Origin of the sequence: Acinetobacter sp. MYb10, assembly GCF_002980175.2 — a bacterium.
GTDB lineage: Bacteria > Pseudomonadota > Gammaproteobacteria > Pseudomonadales > Moraxellaceae > Acinetobacter > Acinetobacter guillouiae.
In genome coordinates, this window is record NZ_CP058272.1 from 2,533,405 (window position 1) to 2,550,227 (window position 16,823).

A 16,823-nucleotide genomic window follows, 5' to 3' on the forward strand; every position below is an offset into this window, starting at 1 on the left:
TTAAATGAAAAATAAAAACCCAATATCGCTGATCATTATTGGCGTGATTTTATTGTTGGTGGGTGGAGGACTTTATTTTATCAGTTCTGCACCTAAAATTAGCGCTGAAGATCAGGCGCGATGTGAACAATTGGTTCAAAATAAATATGCTGAAAACTCAAGCACTATCATAGGAAGCTGTAAAACAGATACAGGCTTTGTGGCATTGATGGATAGTCAAGCCAATGCGACCGCCTCGGCTGAAGATACGGCGAAAGCAATTAGCTCCGCCAACCATAAAGAATTGGGCTTGGGTATATTTGGCAAGTTCCTAATGGGATTATGTGTGGGTATCGGGATTGCATTACTGATCAAAGGCTTGATTGCACTCAAGAACAAACCACAATCGATAAATTAATTATCAAAGCAAATTGTAATTCTCACAGTTTGCTTTATTCATCATCGCGCACTGTTGATTTGATAAATGTACCACGCTTAATATCGTCATATGCTTCAAGAATTTCTGCGTAGTTGTTCATGACGAATGGCCCATGCCCATTGATCGGTTCTTGAAGCGGTTTGCCTGTAAGCAGCAACAATTTACACTGTTGTAATGCCGTTATTTCAAAGTCTTGTTCCAAGCTCGACATCACAGCAAGCCCTTGCTCTTCAAATATCTCATCTTCAGCTTGAAACTGTGCCTTACCCGTTCGTAAATAGACCAGTGTGGTTTCTCCTGCGCCTGCGGGCAATCTGACCTTATGCCCTGCTTGGATTCCAATATCCAAAACTTGAAGTGGTGAATGCGTTTTTGCTGGCCCGTGTTGCCCTTGGTAGTCTCCAGCAATCACTCGTACCGTTCCAGCACTATTCGTAAGTTCAATCACTGGAATATTGGCTTTTCGCAAGCTTTGGTAACGTGGTGGATTCATTTTATCTTTGGCAGGTAAATTTACCCACAGTTGCACCATTTCAAAATAACCACCCGTTTTTGAAAATGCCTCACTAAAGACCTCTTTGTGTTCAACACCTGAAGCTGCGGTCATCCATTGCACATCACCCGCTGAAACAATACCACCACCACCCGATGAATCACGGTGTTCTAATTCACCAGCAAAAATCAGGGTAACCGTTTCAAAACCACGATGAGGATGCTCACTCACCCCTTTGCGTAAATTGGTCGGTTTTAAAACACCAGGTCCTAAATGATCCAATAACAGAAAGGGAGAGACGGTATTGCCTAATTCATAGTGTGAAAAGACAGAAAGTACAGGATAAAAATCCCCTATCGCAAAGCGGGTGTCATTACGATGAATAAAGGCAAGGGTTTTCATAGTGTCACTATTCTCTGATTGAGTAAAAGCATTAGCCATAAAAATGTTGTTTTAAATTAAAGCTATATTCGGTGAGATATTGCTTCAATTTTTCAATATCATTGGTCGGTTCAATCGCTCTTAGATTTAAGGCCTCAATTTTATTTTCTAACAGTTTTAAGATTTGCGCTTGTTCCGCAACAGGCAATTGCGCTTTTTCTTTCTGCTGTTTTTTGATTTCCAAATAATCTTCTGCCCAATGCCGTAAGGGATCATGAGCGTCGATTTGATCAAACAATTGCGTAATCAGGAGTTCAGGCATAATTTGCTGTGTTGCTAGTTCTGCTGACATTAGACCACGAATAGAATAAAACACTTTTTTATAGGTAAAGTTATCTGCAGTTTGCATGACATGCATACCGCCTTTCGCCAGCGACAAGTAATGATAATACAGCGCTTTATAGTCTATTCGTTCAAGTAAGCCATCTCTAAATTTCTCCCATTCAGGAAATTGATTAAAATAGACAATATGTGCACGCACCCACTCTAAAACAGTCGGATTGCTTTTTGCCAAAAGCCCAAACATTTTATTTAAGTCGAATGAAACGAAGTCAAAGTCGCCATCCATGATCTCGATTAAATCACGGTGTTGGCGATAATCATAATATTGTGCTTTGGAAGGTAGATGGAAACCACGTACATCGTAATCACTGTCTGGACTTGCCATGCCCCATAAACGACTACCACTTTCAATATAAAACAGTGGATGTTCATCTCGGTTTTGGAATAAGTTTTGAATTTCTTGTTGGATGTTCATTGTGTTCACATTTTGGGTAAATCTATAAGTTTTATATCATTAATTTCAGTGCTTTTTAAATTTTCTTTGAATCCAAGCTTTTCTTCCCTTTGTTTTTAATTCAAAACCTTTATCAATATTCGCTTTAATTCATCATGATACTGACCAGCATAATTTGCTTTATATTGGATATATAGCCAAACCACCTAATTACTCATACAAGTGATTTACATCAAGCCATTGATCATAAATAAAGCTTATTTTTTTATGAACTTTTAGAAACTGTTGGTTATCAATTCATTTTTTTGTACTTTTGAATCATAGATGGTTGTTCTATCGTGTGGCGACATGGATGTCGCCGTTGGGCGGGGGTACAGGACGTACCCCTCGCCCAAATGAAGATTTTTGTCATCTTTTCATCTCTGAAAAGTGAGGCATCGCCTACGCAATGGTATTTAAACTTTGAATGTAAGGTGTGGCATTGCAAGCTTTTTTATAATTAAACAATTTATTTTTCCATTCAATTGATTTAATTAAAAATATCAATCAAGAGAAGTTATATTCTTGTGTATGAGTTTTTGACAGGTTGACTATATTCAACTTCTTATATCAGTCAAAAATACGAAAGATCAAAACCATTACCCACAATTAAAATATTCATTTATTGTGATTTCCCAAATAAAAAACGTACCAAGTCTGATACGTTTTTATGCAGTATTTCTATCTATTTTTCAAGCATAAATCAAAAAATCATCAAGGACATTTTGCCTTTTGGAATGTCTTGGTATTTTTACCACGGTAACACTGATATTCCTTCTGCATATCTATACGTTTCCACTGACCATCAATATTTTTAAAGCTATACACACTACGAATTGAGCGCACCGAATCATCCATAAAACCTGTTTCAGTCAACTTCACTTCTGCAACAGTAGGTGATTCCACACTATTAAAATACTGACGCAACTCAACAGTCGCGAGATCCTTACGCAAATCAGGACGTTCATTTAAAACCTGACTTAATGGTGTCTCTGAACCACCTACTTTATTCATTAAATTTTGTGTTGTTGCACAGCCAGACAAAGCCACTAAACAAAATACTGAAATTAAACTCAAACGATTCATTCTGATCACCCTAAAACTAAAAGCATAGCCTAATAATGCTATGCTTTTTAAACGTACACTATTTAAAAACTGTGTCTTTATGACTCATCTGCAATATGGCTAACATCGAGCGCTATGATTTGTTGATCATTTTCATCAAACATCAAGGCTTGATCACCTAGATCCAGCATATAAAAATGCCCTGCATCAGTTAGAAAATGCCAAGCAACGATCTCTTGCCCATTATACTCATGTGATGGATCACCAATGGTAATACGATCTAGTTCCTGACCTGCTTGCAGGCATAAAGCTTGAATAATTTTAAAATAACGTGGGCTGTTTTCAGCTGCTTGCTGTTTACGTTGTTCTAAATTTGGAATTTTGGCTGCAACTTGCTCTACAATCGCTAAGATCTGATCTTCATCAACAACCTGTAGCTTTGGATGTTGCTTTAACCATCGACTATTTATTTCAATCAAATCTTCACTATCATTCAATGCATAAAACTGGTCATCAAAAGCATTGAGAATATCTCGTTGCTCATTTTCACCAAAGTATTCACCCTCTAAGAACTGTTCTAATTGCTCATCCGAAAACTGATCAATTAAATCCGCACTTTGCTCAAAGAGAGCAGAATGCTCAGTTGCATTCATGGCTTTTAATCCTTCACGAACATGTTTCACCATGAACGCATCCCAACCCGTGTTATAAACGAATTGTGAAAAACCACCATTATTGACTTGAGCAAGATAGTAATCGACAAAATAACTGTATAAAGCCTCTGCGGATACTTCATCATATTCGACATAATGTTCAAATAAGCCATTTAAGCTATCAATATTGGACATAATCACATCATAGTGATCATCACTGTCTAAACTTTGTTTAGAAATTAAAATGTTATCAATGAGCATAGTTTTCAGTTTCTTATCAATATTTAAGCGCAACCAACATAACAAATTTTCAGCAATAAATGGCGACCAGCATGTAACTTTATTTTATCTTTTGTTCGGCAATAAAAAAGCGCTTCTCTCGAAGCGCTTGTACAAACGAGCTATTTAAATCATTACAGATCAAATAACTTACCTGGGTTCATGATGCCATTTGGATCGAACACTTTCTTCAAGGCTTTCATATATTCAATTTCTTCAGCAGTCCGTGTGTAATCCAGATAAGTCTTTTTGGTCATGCCTACGCCATGCTCTGCAGAAATTGAACCGTCATATTTCTTCACAGTTTCAAACACATACTTATTTACCACCTGACATTTGGTAAAGAATTCATCTTTAGATAAATTCACAGGTTTTAAAATATTTAAGTGTAGGTTTCCATCACCAATATGGCCGAACCAGCAGATTTCGAAATCAGGATAATTTTCAGCAACAATTGTATCAATTTCCTTAATAAAAGCAGGAACATGTGTAATCAATACTGAAATATCATTTTTATACGGAGTAAATGGGGCAATCGTTTCAGAAATGTCTTCACGTAAACGCCATAAGCTTTGAACTTGTTCAAGATTTTGGCTCATCACTCCATCAAGCACCCAGCCTTGTTCCATGCAATGCTCGAAAATTTCCATCGCAGCATCCATAATCGGTTCATACGGCGCTTCAAATTCAAGTAAAACGTAGAATGGGCATTCAGTTTCAAATGGACGTTGTACATGACCACGATCCAAAACTTTTTGCATCGCCAGTTCACCAAAGAACTCAAAGGCAGTTAAATCAATTTTGCTTTGGAATGCATGTAATACAGGCATGATTGCATCAAAATCAGGAACACCCAATACCATCACTTGTAGATCATGCGGTTGGCGTTCAAGTTTAATTTCAGCTTCAGTCACTAAGCCTAAAGTCCCTTCACCACCGATGAATAAATGTTGCATTGCATAACCTGTAGCATTTTTAATCATGCCTTTGTTTAAACGCAATACATCACCTTTACCTGTCACCACGGTCAGACCAAGTACCCAATTACGAGTCATCCCGTATTTGATCACTTTAATTCCGCCTGCATTGGTTCCAATGTTACCACCCAATTGTGATGAACCAGCAGAAGCAAAATCAACCGGATAATACATCCCCTGTTCTTCTGCATAGTTCTGCAACTGTTCAGTCACTACACCCGCTTGAATACGTACCATACGGTCAGCTGGATAAAATTCTAAAATTTGGTTCATTTTGTCGAAGCTCACGACAATTTCACCATTGGCAGCAACAGCACCTGCCGATAAACCTGTACGGCCACCCGATGGGGTAATCGCAACATTAAACTGATTAGCCAATTGAACAATTGCTTGCACTTGCTCTGTGCTCGATGGGAAAACGATGACCGATGGCTGAGGATCAAAATGCTTAGTATGGTCTTTGCCCCAATTTTCTAAGCTGTCAGCATCGGTTTTAATTCGGTTTTCACCGACGATTTGCGTCAATTGGGTCAATAATTCAGGTGCTATCGTTACTGGAGCATTCATCGTTTTGCGGACCTAGCAAGAAGTAAATAAGAGGTTGTGCTATACAACATTCGAGATTTTAAATCAGTCTGTGAAAAATTTTCAGCATTTTTTATAGCTGAAATCGGCAGCTTTACTGATTTTAGCAGTATTTTACCTAGATGACTGCTGAGGATAAAGCACAGATTTGATTCACATTATCCACACTTTGTGTATAAAGTATGCTTCAAGCATTATAAAAATCAATGCATTAGCATTTCATTTAATTTTTGAATAATGCTTATCAGAAATCGTAGATAAAATATCCACTGTACTGTCACAATCGAAATATCTATAGAACAAGGTCTATGGTATCATATTGCGACTAAATTTGGCCTTTGTAGCGGAGCCGTAATGAGCCAACATCTTTCACTACCTAAAGATAAAATTCGTTTCTTGTTGTTAGAGGGCGTTCATCAAAACGCAATCGACACGTTAAATGCTGCCGGATATACCAATATCGATTACCGTAAAACTGCGCTTGAGGGTGAAGCGTTGAAAGAAGCGGTTAAAGATGCACACTTCATTGGTATTCGTTCCCGTACACAATTAACTGAAGAAGTCTTTGCAGCTGCGAATAAATTGATCGCAGTGGGTTGTTTCTGTATCGGAACAAACCAAGTGAATTTAAATGCAGCCATGATTCGTGGTATTCCTGTATTTAACGCACCATACTCAAATACTCGTTCAGTTGCTGAATTGGTTCTTGCAGAATCAATTCTTTTACTTCGTGGTGTGCCTGCTAAATCTGCTTCAACTCACCGCGGTGGTTGGAACAAGTCTGCGGTAGGTTCATTTGAAACGCGTGGTAAAACTTTAGGTATCGTGGGTTATGGCTCTATTGGTTCTCAACTTTCAGTTTTAGCTGAAAGCATGGGTATGCACGTCATTTATTATGATGCTGTGACTAAGCTTCCTATGGGTAATGCACGTCAAGTGGGTTCTTTAGATGAACTACTTGCAAATGCCGATGTTGTTACACTGCATGTACCCGATGTTCCTTCAACTCGTAACTTCTTTGCAAAAGCTCAATTTGCGAAAATGAAAGAAGGTTCAATCTTCATCAATGCTGCACGTGGTACATGTGTTGTTATTGAAGATTTGGCAGATGCGATTAAATCTGGTCATATTGCTGGTGCAGCTGTTGACGTATTCCCGAAAGAACCTAAAGCCAATGGTGAAGAATTTGTTTCTCCACTTCGTGGTCTAGACAATGTGATTTTAACACCTCACGTTGGTGGTTCAACCATGGAAGCGCAAGCTAACATCGGTCTAGAAGTTGCTGAAAAATTTGTTGCTTATTCAGATAAAGGTATGACTTTATCTGCAGTAAACTTCCCTGAAATCGCACTTCCATTGACTGAAGGTAAACACCGTTTACTACACATCCATAAAAACGTGCCAGGCGTGTTATCTAAAATTAACAATCTGTTCGCTGAACATGGTATCAACATTTCTGGTCAGTCATTAATGACTAAAGGTGATGTCGGTTACTTGGTGATGGATGTAGACGCAACTGCATCTCAAGAAGCGCTTGATACCCTTCATGAAGTTGAAGGCACAATCCGCGTTCGCGTATTGTTCTAAGACGATTTAAGCTAAAAAAACCACAGGTATTTGCCTGTGGTTTTTTTATGGGATTTATAAATCTGTCACTTCTTTCCGATAGCATATTTTTAAGTTAAATTATTTGTTTAATAAACTATTTGGCATCTTCTCTCACCCTACTCTACAAAGACAGTGTACTATCTAAAGCGCAATAAGCTTTGCAAATTACATGAGCATTTCATCTAAATTGTTTTATATAAGAAGCCTGTTGCGGAGATTTTCCTCCAAGCCCTTACTTTAAATTACAGAAACAATGCCAAATTTAAAAAATGCACCACACCTGCAAGCTTTAGTTCTACTGTTCATTGCCATGATCAGTATGCAAAGCAGTGGCGCATTAGCAAAAACATTATTTGATCAATTTCCAGTCCTTACCATTTCCGCTATGCGGTTATTGCTCGGCTCATTGATTTTGGCCGTGATTTTTAAAATTTGGCAGGTCAATTTTAAACAGGTGAAATGGTCATCCATCATCAGTTATGGTATTGCCCTTGCAGGAATGAATGCTTTATTTTACTTATCAATTCATCGTATTCCACTCGGCATTGCCGTAGCGTTTGAATTTATTGGACCGCTCAGTGTGGCCCTGTTTCATGCACGGCAAAAATTCGATTTTATTTGGGTCGGACTTGCGATACTTGGACTAGTTTTACTGTTTCCATTTGATCAGGCAAAGCAAAGCCTCGATCCTATTGGCATTGCCTTTGCCTTAGCTGCTGGCGCTTGCTGGGCGCTGTATATTATTGCAGGTCAACGACCTTCAGGGGTTTCTGGAAACCATACTGTATGCTTGGGGATGTTTGTAGGCATGTTGTGTTTAATGCCAATCGCCTTATTTTCTGGGATGCCTTTACAGGTTTTTGAACCTTCAAATTTAATTTATTTTATTGTGTTGGCGATCTTGGCAAGTGCCTTGCCGTTTTCATTGGAAATGATTGCATTAAGAAATTTATCTGCTTTAAGTTTTGGCACACTAATGAGTCTTGAGCCTGCAATTGCCGCATTTTCAGGGTTTATTTTCTTAAATGAACAATTATTATGGACCCAATGGTTGGCCTTAGCCACTATCATTAGTGCATCAATTGGCTGCACCGTAACCACACAAAAAGCACGGCATAAAGGATAAAACCACCTCGAAAGGTGGTTTCAATTCACTCATCTAAAACCTACCAATCAGGTGCATCCATAATTAGTTTTATCATGCTATTCGGATCTGGCTCTAGTTCAAGACCAATTCGTTCAACCAAGTCACCATTACTGTCTTCTATATTTGCATAAATACTTAAATAAGTAATAGGGCCTTTTCCAGCTGAATCAAAACCTGAATATTTACTTGGTAATTGAATCTGCGTCGGTTTTCCATAGATTGCATTATAAGTTAAGATCTCATTGCTACCATCTATGTTATATACCGTGATTTCTATATTGCATGACTTTCCAATTAATTCAGGAACAACTTCCCAATTCCCATTGGGCTCAGTGGTCCCATTTAAAGGATCCTCAATCAAACTGGTACAGACAATCGGGAAACTCAAGCCTTGATTGCTGACATAAACAACTTCACGATCTGCCAAGATAATATTAACATTACCTGTTAAACCTGAAGTTTGCTGGCCATTATAACGCACCCATTGATTACTCTCAAAAATTAAAGCCGTTTGTGCAGACCAATCCAACTGCCCGTCTGGGTCTTTTATACCTGTGAGGAAACGACCGCCATCTTGCGATATTGAAAAATCCAACTGGTCATTTATTTTGCCAAAACATGCCACAAACGTCCCATTGGGTAGTGCACATTTTACAAAATGATCTGTGGCTGATTTTCCAAGATCAATAATCACATTACCTGAGGTTGTCGATGTTTTTTCACCCAGCATTGTGTCTGTTAGATCTTTTGCAGTCCAATGAATTGAACCACTAGAAGGCATATTGACCACCGTCAATCCTTCTTTAGGAATACTGTTGGATTTGGTTAAGGATGAACCGTCATTTAAGCTGATTCTTGCAGTCACATTGCATGGAATCCCCTCACCATTGGATTGACACTGCACAAAGACTGAACCTGCATTTACAAATTTAAAATCCCAATTCCATGTTGAAAAATGCTTCACTGTTGCATGTACAGCAAGGCCTGTAGGTGATTGGTTTGACAGCATTACCTGCCCGACACCCTCTTCAATCCACAAGCCACTCACTTGGTCAAAATACCACATTGGAATTTGTGTACCTACTTTCATCTGTTGATTATTGATACTCTTTATAGGCAGATTCATTTGAAGGTCTGCTGTTTTACCAGCTGCAAGTTGTAATTTCTGACCACCTGCATCTTTAAATGTGGCTGTAATCATTCCAGCACTGATCAGATCCACGATGTTGCCTTGCGCATCGCGTGCTACACCATTGGCAGGCATTGCATTTAAATCACGATTGGTAATATCCCATGGAGTAAATTCAACAGTCACTGCGCCTGTGGCTAGGCTGCCATCTGCTTTTACAAAAGCATTGGCTGGGATGCTAATGCGTGCACCCAAATTTAAGGATTGAATCACTTGAGCGTCAGAGATCTCAGACACAGGAACAATTTGTTTAATGGCCAATAAATTTGCTGAGATTGCTTTTAAATTGGCAACATCATAAACAATTGACTGCGTGATAAAGCCTTGTTTTTCAAATTTAGCCACCACTTTTTGTGTGTTTTGAGGAAGTATCAGCTTCAAAGTCGCATGACCATTTTGATCTGTTTTAACACTTTGCCCCTGTATTGTAATATTTGTATTTGGAATCGAAGCGCCATCAACCGTTTGAGCTGAAACTAAAACCTCTCGGTTTATCGTTGTTGCTCCCTGCTTTACTTCTATTTTCTGTGTAGTTGAGTCAGTCCGACCTGCTAGGTCTGTTATCGTCAGGCTCACGGTATATTGACCAACTTTGGTATAACTATGTTCAACTGTAGCGCCTTTTCCGCTTGAACCATCTCCAAAGTTCCAAGCATAGCTAGCAATTGCACTGGCTTCTTTTGCTTGATCAACCGTACTTTTGGTTGCATCAAATTTTACAACTTCTCCGATACTTGGCGCTGTTGGACTATATTCAAATTTGGCTGTAAGACCCTGTTCAAATTTTGTTGAAGAGTTACAAGCCAACAAAAGTAAGCTTACCCATGCAAAAAGAAACCATTTTATATAATTTTTCGATCTCATCATTCTGATCACCTTATTGTTATTTAATTCGCGATATCCATCACGATAACTTATATTACTGTGAATTAATTATTAATAATAGCTGTTTTATTTTAAAAATATTTTAATATTTTGCTCAATCTAACCGAGTTGATGCTTACTGTATCGAATCAAGTAATGGCAAAAAATTTGATTGAATATCGATAAATGAAAGAATGACCTTGATTAGAAATAAATATTTTTTCTTTACAATTCAAAATCTTATACTTATGTATTTAATAGTTAATGCTTTTATATGTATGTATTTTTTAATTAAAGACTTATTTTATCCACTACACAGATAAAATTTAAGTAATAGCCATATAAAATTCACTGCAATGAATAGCCTGAACTCTTAAAAATATTTAAACAATAATAAGCAAAATTATGACTTCAGGACAAACACTTGTTTTTCTATCGGGCGGTGATGATCTATTTCAACAAGGCTTAACTCACTTCCAAAACAAGCGCCCGTATCTAGAAAATAGCAATTATGCTTCTTGGTGACAAAATCAACCACGGTATGACCTAGAAAAACCTGCTCCACACCGACAACTGTTGAATAACGCATAAAGCGTTTATTTTTAATTCTTCCTCTGCCCCATAATGCCAATTCGCGACTTTTAGATCGTGTCGCAACTTTAAACGCATCCCAATCATTTAGATCTATATCGGCATGCACAAAGCCATACTTCTTATTTTGATAGATGACTTCTAACAGTATGGGTAAAGTGTTTAATTGATCGATGACTTGTTGCTGCTGATCTGGACTTAATGCATAAAACCATTTTCCACCATGATGCGCATGCATATCTTTCATCATCGGATCGATCTGCGACAATAAACACATTTCTTCATGATTGCCTAAAACAGCTTTAAACCAAGGCTCTGCAAGCAGATGCAAACATTTCAAACTGTCAGGACCACGATCAACAAGATCCCCTACAGCAATCAATAGATCCTTTTCAAAGTTAAATTGAACACGTTCAAGCTGTTGCATCAACAGATCATAACAACCATGTATATCACCTACCACAAACAAGCGACCTGTCTCATGGGTATAGGTCGCTACATGCGCGAGCTTGTGTTGCGATAATTCAGACATAGACTGATCTTTGATTAAAACTCAATTGAAGCTGCTTCAATATGCTGGTTTTCTTTGGCTAAATCCAAATATTTGCTGGCAGTTTTTTTATTTTTACGCACCCCGATCCCATCTTTATAAATTTTAAATAATTCAAAATAAGAGTCGATATCACCATGATCGGCAGCTTGTTTAAACAAATCTGCACTTTGGGTTAAATCAGCCTCTACACACTTACCTTCCTGATACATTTGTGCCAATAAGAAGAAGGCACGTGGAACTTTCAACTCTTTGGCTTTGTTTAACCAGAATAATGCCCCATTCGCATTGTTTTGACGTTGCTCAAAAATTGACATACACAGCATGGCCTGAACATGGCCTTTCTCTGCAGCTGAATTTAATAATGGGAGGTGATGTTCATGTTCTAAAGGCAGTAACATCGACAATTCAAACTGGGCATCTGGATGGTTTTGCATTGCAGCACGTTCTAACCAAGAAATACCCTGATCAAGATTCTTCTCAGTTCCCATACCATAGCGTAAACACTGTGCTAAAGAGTATTGAGCTGGAACATTACCTGAAACAGCAGCATGCGATAATAGATCAAAAGCGAGTGCTGCATATTCTTTCTGCTTTTGCTCAGTTTTGGCATTTTCCGAATTTTTTAACAGTGTCACTGCAGCTAAATAAGCAGATTCGATATGTCCATTTTTTGCAGCTTTAAGTAAAAACTCTTGCACAACTGCTGCATCCGCTTTAGCACTTTGTTGTTCAATAAGTGCGCGAAAATAGCAGCCAAATGGATCATTATGTTCTTGCGCGATATCGGCATATTTTAAAGCAGCATCAAGATTGTTCTGTTTTAAATAACTAAACGCCAATAAAGCACAGGAAAAATGGTCTTTTTCAGCGATTTTTAACAATTCATTTTGTACTTTGATCGAATCAAACCCTGAAAACTCTACAAAAAACTTCAGGCTGTTTTGATGCTGATTTTTTAAATAATTGTTTAAAAGTAATAAGTATGCTGACTGTGGATCCTGTGACAATTGTTGTTGTGCATAAACAAAAATTGCTTCTGGATGATTCAATTGCACTGCCTGCTGCAAATGCATTAAGGCTTGTGCTTTTGTCAATTGATTGGTTGCATTGTTCAAGCCAAGATAAGCAAGTTCTAAATGAGCCAGTGCATGATTAAGCTTTGCTGCATGTTGAAAAAAAAGAATAGCTGACTGCACACTTTGATTTACATAACGGCCTAAAACATGCCACTGTCCTAACAAAGTACTTGCAGGTGCAAAATTCTGATTAGAGGCATTAACCAACAAATCAACACGCGCTTGAGCGTCTTGCTCATTTTGAGCAAGACCTTGTTGTTCTAATTTAAGTACATCGATATACCAAGCTTCTGCTTGCTCTGTTGCATTTAAGCCTAAATTTTCAGTTTTATTGGTATTTCCTGACATCTTTTATTCCTAACACATGTGTCATTGCAAGTATAATCATTCCCATCTTACAGAGGACTCGGCTGAATCTCAAAGGGAAATGTTGAATCAATATTCATCTATTCGCGAAATACTCAAATAAATCCGAGAAAGTGTTAAAATCTGTGCAATATTTTTCCTCACCTTAGATATGCCAAATTCTCAACTCACTGCTGTGCTCTTCATGGTTTTATCTATGGTGGCTTATCAGATCAGTGCCTCATTTGCGAAACAATTATTTGAGGTTTTAGATCCGATTACCGTCGTGACCTTAAGATTATGTTTTGCGTCTATTTTAATTATTTTAATGTTCCGTTCATGGAAAATTATCAAGCGTTTACCTTACCTAAGATGGAATGAGCTACTTTATTATAGTGGTTCAGTCTGTTTGATGAATGTGCTGTTCTATGCCTCTTTAGGCAAATTGCCTCAAGGTATTGCTGTTGGATTAGAATTTTTAGGGCCTCTGACTTTGGCACTGCTCTCGATTAAACAAAAAACTGACTATATTTGGGTATTTCTTGCCATCATTGGCATTGCTTTGATGGTGCCTTGGCAAGATGCGACTGCACATAACTTTTCCTATCTTGGTGCTGCCTTTGCTTTAGGTGCGGGTGTCTGTTGGGCAAGTTATATTTATTTTGGGCAAAAAGTTGTACGACAAAATATTGGTATGCATGCACTAAGTATTGCAATCGTCTTGTCGGCCTTGGTTATGCTGCCAATTAGTGCTGTACATAACCCAGATGCCTTGCTACAAACACAGTACTGGGGCAAAGCTTTGCTGATTGCACTTTTAGCAACCGCGATTCCGTATGCCTTAGATCTGCTTGCTTTAAAACAATTAAGCAAAATGAGCTATGGTACTTTATCGAGTCTATCCCCTGCACTTGCCGCAATTTCAGGTATGGTTTTACTGAATGAACATATTACTGCTTGGCAAACCGTTGCTTTAATCTGCATTATGATTGCCTCGGTAGGGGTAACATTTAGAGCGGCGAAAAGCTCAAATGCTCACTAAAACATTCTCAATACTGACCCACTGCCAGTCATATAGAATCCCGACCATATTTACGCGATCTTAAGGAAGAGAAGATCAGTGTAAATATATGATGGATGAGAAGCATCTCATTAATTTAAAAAAAATTGTAAATATCGTTCAGCAATCTGCTCATCATTCTCTGGGTACTTTATAGCTTCAATTTTATTTAGTTGCCTTTGTAGACAAGTCAACGAAATACCAGCCAACAGACTTAGCCAACCAAGCGGATAATGTCTTTTGCTTTATACTTTTTATATTCCGATAAATATTTCTTTGCTAAGATTAATTTTTGATTTTCATCTAAAATCTTTAGCGCTTTTTGAAAAAAAGAATGCTCTTCTTGATGAATATGATGCGCGATGATTTCAGATAATCGTTTCGCTAAAACCAGCCAGCGAGAGTGGCTAAAATCTGTTTGTTCTAGCGATTGTAATATTTCATCCATCTCATGATGTTCAGCCAGTGCCAAACGGGTAATATTTAAACCTGAATCCGTCATCATTAACGGAATATAAAAATAGCGATCTTCTGCAACAGCATGGGCAAATAATTCATTTTTCAATAAATTAAAAATTTTCCTTCGTTCAGGACTATCGCCTGAGGTATGTGTTAATTGTTCTGACAAATCCTTCTGAATGATATGACTTTCTCTCAAAGCCTCAAATATATTCATCTAAATCCCTCTTTTTATAATCCTATTTGATATTTACCTTCCATTGCTTCGGTTTGTGATTTTTCGATCAAGAAACCAACAATCTTAGAAGACAAATCAAAAAAAAGCCTTACAAAATTTAAGCTTTTTTGTATCAAAAAAAATTAACCAGAGAATCTAGCAAATTACGCGACAAACATTTGATAGGCCAAGCGACAAATCAAAATGCTAACCAAAATCAAAAATAGAATACGAATAAAACCACTGCCATATTTCAGTGCCATTTTCACACCAACCAATGAACCACACACATTGGCAACAGCCATCAGCAGGCCCAATTGAAATAACACATGTCCAGTGGGAATAAAGAAACTCAGTGCGGCAAAGTTGGTCATGAAATTGCCAATTTTGGAAAGCGCCGATGCGTGCAAAAAGTCAACTTTCAGATAACGAATAAAATAGAAGATGAAAAAACTACCTGTACCTGGCCCAAATATCCCATCATAAAAGCCGATCAATAAACCACCTACACCCGCGATCAATAACATTTTACGCGTGATTTCTTGTTGAAAATGGACTTGTCCAAATTGCTTCTTAAAAAATGTATAGATTGCGATCACAATCAGCATAAATAATACAAATGGCCGCAAAATTTCTTGGGGGATCAGTGAGACACAAGCAGCACCACCAAATGAGCTAATAAATGCAGTGATTCCAATCACTGCCAACAGCTTCCACTGAATTTTGACTTGTTTTAAATATGAAAAAGCAGCCGAAGCTGTTCCACAAATCGAAGCCAGTTTATTGGTTCCAAAAACTGTGGCGGTAGGATAATGCGGTAAAGCACCCATCAATGCAGGAATTTGAATCAACCCTCCACCTCCAACAGCGGCATCAATTGCCCCTGCACAAAAGGCAAAGAATACTAAACTGAGGATGATATCAAATTCCATAACATTCACTTATCTTTTAAATGCGTCTATTAAAAAGGCGCTGAGAGACTTAACCTTGCTTTGGCTTAATCCTGCTTGAGCTTAATCAGGCTTAGATTTAAACTGAGTCATTTTCTAACAATGAAACGAAATTAAAGGTTTAGCACGCGTTTAGGCACTAAACGCTTTTTATCGGTAATTTCAGCCAAGCCTAAACATTTGTCACCATCAAAAACCAAGACTTCAGCTTCGGCAACATGCTCAATATTACTTTCCATACCACGGCTAAAATATTCCGCACGTCCTTCAGGTACCTGAACTTTAGGAAAATGATCAATTGGTGCATAGACAGGCAGCAACAAGGCTTCACGCGCTTGTTCAGTCAAGCTTTCCAAATGCTCAATGGTATATTCCGGAATCAAATCAAAATGACCAGTTTGAGTTCGATTTAAATACGTTAAATGCCCGTAAGTTCCCAATGCTTTGGCAATGTCTTCACCCAAAACACGAATATACGTTCCTTTAGAACAAGTAATATCCAAGGTCAGGCTGTGCTGATTAAACGCAATTAGCTCAATGGCAAAAATATGAATTGGCCGTGCATCACGTTCAATCTCAATTCCCTGACGCGCCAACTCATATAAAGGACGGCCTTGTTTTTTTAAGGCTGAATACATTGGCGGAACTTGTTGAATATCTCCGGTAAATTGCGCCAAAACCTGTTGAATACTGTCTTCACTTAATTCAGGTACGGCCTTTTCAAGTAAAACCTCGCCTTCAACATCACCCGTGGTCGTGCTATGCCCGAGTTGAACAGTCGTTTGGTAACGCTTGGTCGAATCTAACAGATAGTGTGAAAATTTAGTCGCTTCACCTAAACAGATTGGTAAAAGTCCAGATGCCAAAGGATCAAGTGCCCCTGTATGCCCTGCCTTTTGAGCGCGATACAACCACCGCACTTTTTGTAGCGCCGCATTTGAACTTATGCCTAAAGGCTTATTCAATAAAAAAACACCACTGATATGGCGACGCGGTATTTTCTGAGCTTTTGAAGACATATTGGTCTGGATACGGAGAATAATGCGCTATTTTAGCAAAAACCATTCGTCTATTTTTA

At 38.1% G+C, this 16,823-nt stretch carries 15 protein-coding genes; 4 read left to right on the top strand and 11 right to left on the bottom strand.

The features are described 5' to 3' along the window. Window positions 1-4: 4 nt before the first annotated feature. Window positions 5-397: a hypothetical protein gene (locus CQZ96_RS11800; RefSeq protein WP_004718237.1), complete on the top strand. Its 393-nt coding sequence runs from the start codon at window positions 5-7 to the stop codon at window positions 395-397. A 34-nt stretch (window positions 398-431) separates the two neighbouring features. On the opposite strand, the gene CQZ96_RS11805 is transcribed toward CQZ96_RS11800, so the two are convergent. The 5 genes from CQZ96_RS11805 to CQZ96_RS11825 form a co-directional block, all read right to left on the bottom strand. Then, window positions 432-1,313 (bottom strand): pirin family protein, encoded by an 882-nt coding sequence (locus CQZ96_RS11805; protein ID WP_105714022.1) that lies wholly within the window; start codon window positions 1,311-1,313, stop codon window positions 432-434. Between the two features lie 31 nt (window positions 1,314-1,344). Further along, a complete protein-coding gene (locus CQZ96_RS11810; protein WP_105714023.1) occupies window positions 1,345-2,109 on the bottom strand; it encodes a DNA polymerase beta superfamily protein in 765 nt (254 codons plus the stop codon). Window positions 2,110-2,841: 732 nt separating this feature from the next. Next, a complete protein-coding gene (locus CQZ96_RS11815) occupies window positions 2,842-3,213 on the bottom strand; it encodes a hypothetical protein (RefSeq protein WP_105714024.1) in 372 nt (123 codons plus the stop codon). 77 nt (window positions 3,214-3,290) lie between these two features. Beyond that, a complete protein-coding gene (locus CQZ96_RS11820) occupies window positions 3,291-4,106 on the bottom strand; it encodes a DMP19 family protein (RefSeq protein ID WP_105714025.1) in 816 nt (271 codons plus the stop codon). A gap of 152 nt (window positions 4,107-4,258) precedes the next feature. Next, window positions 4,259-5,668, bottom strand: a complete 1,410-nt coding sequence (locus CQZ96_RS11825) for an FAD-binding oxidoreductase (protein ID WP_105714026.1) — start codon at window positions 5,666-5,668, stop codon at window positions 4,259-4,261. Between the two features lie 372 nt (window positions 5,669-6,040). Here CQZ96_RS11825 and serA point away from each other — a divergent pair, with 372 nt between their 5' ends. Beyond that, window positions 6,041-7,273 carry a phosphoglycerate dehydrogenase gene (serA, locus tag CQZ96_RS11830; protein WP_004718250.1) on the top strand — a complete coding sequence of 411 codons (1,233 nt, stop codon included), beginning with the start codon at window positions 6,041-6,043 and terminating at the stop codon, window positions 7,271-7,273. A gap of 274 nt (window positions 7,274-7,547) precedes the next feature. Beyond that, window positions 7,548-8,420, top strand: coding sequence for an EamA family transporter (locus CQZ96_RS11835; RefSeq protein ID WP_105714027.1), 873 nt, complete (start codon window positions 7,548-7,550; stop codon window positions 8,418-8,420). Between the two features lie 40 nt (window positions 8,421-8,460). On the opposite strand, the gene CQZ96_RS11840 is transcribed toward CQZ96_RS11835, so the two are convergent. The 3 genes from CQZ96_RS11840 to CQZ96_RS11850 form a co-directional block, all read right to left on the bottom strand. Next, complete coding sequence (locus CQZ96_RS11840) at window positions 8,461-10,497, bottom strand: PKD domain-containing protein (RefSeq protein WP_105714028.1); 2,037 nt, start codon at window positions 10,495-10,497, stop codon at window positions 8,461-8,463. 400 nt (window positions 10,498-10,897) lie between these two features. After that, window positions 10,898-11,617 carry a metallophosphoesterase gene (locus tag CQZ96_RS11845; protein WP_004718259.1) on the bottom strand — a complete coding sequence of 240 codons (720 nt, stop codon included), beginning with the start codon at window positions 11,615-11,617 and terminating at the stop codon, window positions 10,898-10,900. Window positions 11,618-11,631: 14 nt separating this feature from the next. After that, window positions 11,632-13,062 (bottom strand): tetratricopeptide repeat protein, encoded by a 1,431-nt coding sequence (locus CQZ96_RS11850; RefSeq protein WP_105714029.1) that lies wholly within the window; start codon window positions 13,060-13,062, stop codon window positions 11,632-11,634. A 169-nt stretch (window positions 13,063-13,231) separates the two neighbouring features. On the opposite strand from CQZ96_RS11850, the gene CQZ96_RS11855 reads away from it, so the two are divergent. Further along, the gene (locus tag CQZ96_RS11855) at window positions 13,232-14,101 is read left to right on the top strand and encodes an EamA family transporter (RefSeq protein WP_056516700.1); all 870 of its coding nucleotides are present in this window, start codon (window positions 13,232-13,234) and stop codon (window positions 14,099-14,101) included. 232 nt (window positions 14,102-14,333) lie between these two features. Here the strand turns inward: CQZ96_RS11855 and CQZ96_RS11860 are convergent, their stop codons facing one another. The 3 genes from CQZ96_RS11860 to truB form a co-directional block, all read right to left on the bottom strand. Next, entirely contained in the window at window positions 14,334-14,795 is a 462-nt protein-coding gene (locus CQZ96_RS11860) for a hemerythrin domain-containing protein (protein WP_105714030.1), read from the bottom strand. A gap of 164 nt (window positions 14,796-14,959) precedes the next feature. Continuing rightward, window positions 14,960-15,727, bottom strand: a complete 768-nt coding sequence (locus CQZ96_RS11865; protein ID WP_004718268.1) for a sulfite exporter TauE/SafE family protein — start codon at window positions 15,725-15,727, stop codon at window positions 14,960-14,962. A gap of 131 nt (window positions 15,728-15,858) precedes the next feature. Next, on the bottom strand, window positions 15,859-16,764 hold the full coding sequence (gene truB, locus CQZ96_RS11870) for a tRNA pseudouridine(55) synthase TruB (RefSeq protein ID WP_105714031.1): 906 nt from the start codon (window positions 16,762-16,764) through the stop codon (window positions 15,859-15,861). Between the last annotated feature and the right edge of the window lie 59 nt (window positions 16,765-16,823).